The sequence below is a fragment of the Actinoplanes sp. NPDC048791 genome (assembly GCF_040650095.1).
Taxonomy (GTDB): Bacteria; Actinomycetota; Actinomycetes; order Mycobacteriales; family Micromonosporaceae; genus Actinoplanes.
Genome location: NZ_JBEZGQ010000749.1, coordinates 1 through 4,309 on the forward strand (window position 1 = coordinate 1; position 4,309 = coordinate 4,309).

Genomic DNA, 4,309 nt, shown 5'->3' on the forward strand with positions numbered 1-4,309 from the left:
CTCTGGTGCCCGCCGCCTTCGCCGGGGTGGACGTCGCCGAGCTGATCGACCAGGCCGAGCTGTTCGCACCGTCGCTGGCCGGCGACGACGACAATCCCGCCCTGGCCCTGGGGGTCGCCCTGGCCGCCGCCGAGCGGATCCTGCTCGTCCCCGACGGCTCCGGCCTGGAGCTCGGCGAGTGGGCCGCCGACCTGCTCACCGGGGGCCTCGGCCTGCCGGTGACCACTGCCGGGACCCCGCAGGACGCGCCCGGCGACGCTCTCACGGTGACCTACGGCGGCAGTCTGGCGCCGGCCGCGGTGCTGGCCGACGCCACCGGCCCGATGGTGGCCGTCAACGGCCCGCTGGGCGCCCACCTCCTCGCCTGGCCGTACGCGGTCGCGATCGCCGCGCACGTACGCGGCGTGGACCCGTTCCGTGACTTCCCCGCCGAGACCGCCGATCCCGAGCCCACGACACCGTCCTTCGTCGAGGGCGCCGTGGAGATCTTCACCACTGGCTCCGCCACGGACCTCGCCGGCGCGCTGTGTGAGCTGCTCGCCGACGTGGACGATCAGCTCCACATCCAGGCCTTCCTGGACCGCACCGGCGACGCCGAGGTGGCCCGGTTGCGTCCGCTGCTGTCCGCCGCGTGCGGCCGCCCGGTGGGCTTCGGCTGGGGCTCGTACCACCGCGGCGGCCCGCTGCACGGCTCGTTTCTGCAGATCACCGGCACGGTCACCGGCGACGTCGCAGTGCCGGGCCAGGAGCACACGCTCGGCGAGCTGCAGGCGGCCCGGGCCGCCGGCGACCGTCAGGCGGTGGCGAGCCGGGGCCGACCGCTGCTGCACCTGCACCTCACCGACCGGCCCGGCGGCATCCGCCAGGTCCTCACCGCCGCCGAGATGTTGCGGCACTGACCCTTGGCCGTAACGCTGCGGGTCACCAAAAAGCTGGCAGGATGGGACTCGTGGGCAATCCGCTTCGTACCGCACAGGACCGACGGCTTCCCAGGATCCCCGAGCCCTGCGCTCTGGTGATCTTCGGAGTCACGGGCGACCTGTCCCGAAAGAAACTCATCCCGGCGGTCTACGACCTGGCCAACCGGGGTCTGCTGCCGCCCGGCTTCGTGGTCCTGGGCTTCGCCCGCCGCGACTGGGGCGACGGCGACTTCGAGTCGCTGGCCTACGAGGCGGCCAAGAAGGGCGCCCGGACCCCGTGGCGTGAGGACGTCTGGACCAGGCTGGCCAGCCAGTTCCAGTTCGTGCCGGGCTCGTTCGACGACGACGCCGCCTTCGACCACCTGGCGACCACGCTGGACGACCTGCGTGAGCGCAACGGCATCGCGGGCAACGCCGCCTTCTACTTCTCCATCCCGCCGGCCGCGTTCCCGCTGGTGCTCAACCAGCTGGCCCGCACCGGGATGGCCGACAACGCCAAGTCCGGCGGCTGGCGCCGGGTGGTGGTCGAGAAGCCGTTCGGCAACGACCTGAAGACCGCGATGGCGCTGAACAAGCTGGTCGACGAGGTCTTCACCCCGGCCGACGTGTTCCGCATCGACCACTACCTCGGCAAGGAGACGGTCCAGAACATCCTGGCCCTGCGCTTTGCGAACAACCTGTTCGAGCCGGTGTGGAATTCCAAGTACGTCGACTCGGTGCAGATCACCATGGCCGAAGACGTCGGCATCGGCACCCGGGCGGCGTTCTACGACGCCTCCGGCGCCGCCCGCGACGTGCTGCAGAACCACCTGCTGCAGCTGCTCGCGCTGGTGGGCATGGAGGAGCCGACGAGCTTCGACCCCAATGACGTACGCGCCGAGAAGCTGAAGGTCCTCAAGGCCATCAGCCTGCCCGCCGACATCGCCAAGGGCTCGGTCCGCGGGCAGTATCTGCCCGGCTGGGTCGCCGGTGAGCGCGCGGTCGGCTACCTCGAGGAAGCCAACATCCCGCCGGACTCCACCACGGAGACGTACGTGGCTGTCCGGCTCGGCATCCAGAACAGACGCTGGGCCGAGGTGCCGTTCTTCGTCCGCGTCGGCAAGCGGATGCCACGGCGGGTCACCGAGATCGCCATCATGTTCAAGAAGGCGCCGCACCTGCCGTTCGACCCGGCCGACGTGGAGATGCTGGGCAACAACCAGCTGGTCATCCGGGTGCAGCCGGACGAGGGCGTGGTGCTCAAGTTCGGTTCCAAGGTGCCGGGCACCACGATGGAGGTCCGCGACATCGCGATGGACTTCCAGTACGGCGAGGCGTTCACCGAGTCCAGCCCGGAGGCGTACGAGCGGCTCGTGCTCGACGTGCTGGTCGGCGACCGGACGCTGTTCCCGGACGCGGCCGAGATCGAGCAGAGCTGGCAGGTCATCGACCCGCTGGAGGCCGCCTGGGCCGGGACCAAGCCGGAGCCGTACCGCTCCGGTGAGTGGGGCCCGCGGGCGTCCGACGAGATGCTGGCCCGCGAGGGCCGCGCGTGGAGGCGAGCATGATCGGGCTTTGGGACACCACGGGTAACGAGGTCGTCAAGGCTCTGGCGGCCGAGCGGCGCAGCGCGGGTGGCGTGGCCAGCGGCCTCGCCCTGACGCTGGTCGCCGTCGTGGAGGAGAAGAAGGTCCGCGAGGCCGAGGCCGCCGCGACCATCGCGGCGTCCGCGCACCCCTGCCGCCTGCTCATCGTGGTCCGCTCGGACCTCGAGGGCCGCAGCCGGCTGGACGCGGAGATCGTGGTGGGCGGCCGGCTGGGCCCGGCCGAGGCCGTCGTCATGCGCATGTACGGCCGCCTGGCCCTGCACGCCGAGTCGGTCGTCATGCCGCTGCTCGCCCCGGACGTGCCCGTGGTGACCTGGTGGCACAGCGAGCCGCCGGACGTCATCGCCAACGACTTCCTGGGGGTGGTGGCCGACCGGCGCATCACCGACTGCAAGCTCGCGCCGGACCCGGTGGCCGCGCTGCGCCAGCGGGCCAAGGACTACGCCCCCGGCGACACCGACCTCACCTGGACCCGGATCACGCTCTGGCGCACCCTGGTGGCCGGCGCGTTCGACACCACCGACGAGCGGGTCACCGGCGCGACGATCGTGGCGCCGCTCAACGACCCGACCGCCGCGCTGATGCAGGGCTGGCTGAAGTCGCGGCTGGGCATCGACCCGGCGTGGGAGCACACCGACCGTTCGCCCCGGATGCACTCGGTGGAGCTCCAGTGCGCCAACGGTGACTGCGTCCGGGTCACCCGGGACGAGGGCACCGCGCTGTTCAGCCGCACCGGCCAGGAAGACCGGTACATGCCGCTGCCGAAGCGACCCGTCGGTGACGAGCTCGCCGAGGAGCTGCGCCGGCTGGACGCCGACCAGATCTACGGCGAGGCGCTGGGGGCCATGGCCGGTGTCGCGGGGCTGGACAGCAAGCCGGCTATGCGCGTACACGTGTGGAAGGACCCGATGCAGGCGGCCCAGGCGGGCGACGCGGCCGGTGCCTTCGCCGGCCCGGGTGGCTCCGCCGCCTGACGCTCTAAGATCGTGGGGGCCGCTCGCCGACTCGGCGGGTGGCCCCTTTCTCCGGTGACGAGGGGCTTCATGAGCGAGACCGTTGTGGTGGTGGTTCCCGACGCCGACATCCTGGCGTCGACGGTGGCGGCGCGGCTGGTCATCAAGATCATCGACGCGCAGGCCGGGCGCGGCTGGGCCAGCGTCGTGCTGACCGGCGGCCGGGTGGCGGCCAAGGTGCTGCGCTCGGTCAAGGAGCTGCCGGCCTCGGACGCGGTCGACTGGTCCCGGGTCGACCTGTGGTGGGGCGACGAGCGTTTCCTGCCCGCCGGTGACCCGGACCGCAATGAGACCCAGGCCCGCGAGGCGCTGCTGGACGCGCTGCCGCTGGTCCACGCCCGCGTGCACTCCATGCCCCCGTCCGAGGGCCCGGACGGCGACGACGACAAGGCGGCCGCCGCCCGCTACGCCCGCGAACTGGCCGCGGCGGCCAAGCCGGGCAGCTCCGAGCTGCCGCACTTCGACGTGCTGATGCTCGGCGTGGGCGAGGACGGGCACGTGGCGTCGATCTTCCCGGAGCACCCGGGCGGCTACGAGACCGGCACGGTCGCGGCGGTGCACAACAGCCCGAAGCCGCCGCCGACCCGGATCTCGCTGACCATGCCCACGATCCAGACGGCCGAGGAGGTCTGGCTGATCGCCGCGGGCAAGGACAAGGCGGCCCCGGTCGGCATGGCGATCGAGGGTGCCGGGCCCAAGCAGCTGCCGGCGGCGGGCGCGGTCGGCACCGACAAGAGCCCAGGGCATCAAGGGGAAACTGTGGACCATGAGGACAAGGTATGACCGCTAG

3 protein-coding genes and 1 pseudogene are annotated in these 4,309 nt (G+C 72.1%); all 4 read left to right on the forward strand.

Translation table 11 applies throughout. The features are described 5' to 3' along the window. Positions 1-899: pseudogene (locus AB0C29_RS36080) on the forward strand (glucose-6-phosphate isomerase); the annotation flags it as partial. A 50-nt stretch (positions 900-949) separates the two neighbouring features. Then, positions 950-2,467: a glucose-6-phosphate dehydrogenase gene (gene zwf, locus AB0C29_RS36085; RefSeq protein ID WP_360547787.1), complete on the forward strand. Its 1,518-nt coding sequence runs from the start codon at positions 950-952 to the stop codon at positions 2,465-2,467. Beyond that, positions 2,464-3,480, forward strand: coding sequence for a glucose-6-phosphate dehydrogenase assembly protein OpcA (locus AB0C29_RS36090; RefSeq protein WP_360830114.1), 1,017 nt, complete (start codon positions 2,464-2,466; stop codon positions 3,478-3,480). Before zwf ends, AB0C29_RS36090 begins: the two co-directional genes overlap by 4 nt. Positions 3,481-3,549: 69 nt before the next feature. Beyond that, positions 3,550-4,302, forward strand: a complete 753-nt coding sequence (pgl, locus tag AB0C29_RS36095) for a 6-phosphogluconolactonase (RefSeq protein WP_360830117.1) — start codon at positions 3,550-3,552, stop codon at positions 4,300-4,302. Positions 4,303-4,309: the final 7 nt, after the last annotated feature.

Excerpts from the sequence above, each read along its gene's own strand:
- AB0C29_RS36090 (WP_360830114.1), top strand. The coding sequence starts at position 2,464 with ATGATCGGGCTTTGGGACACCACGGGTAACGAGGTCGTCAAGGCTCTG.
- pgl (WP_360830117.1), top strand. The coding sequence starts at position 3,550 with ATGAGCGAGACCGTTGTGGTGGTGGTTCCCGACGCCGACATCCTGGCG.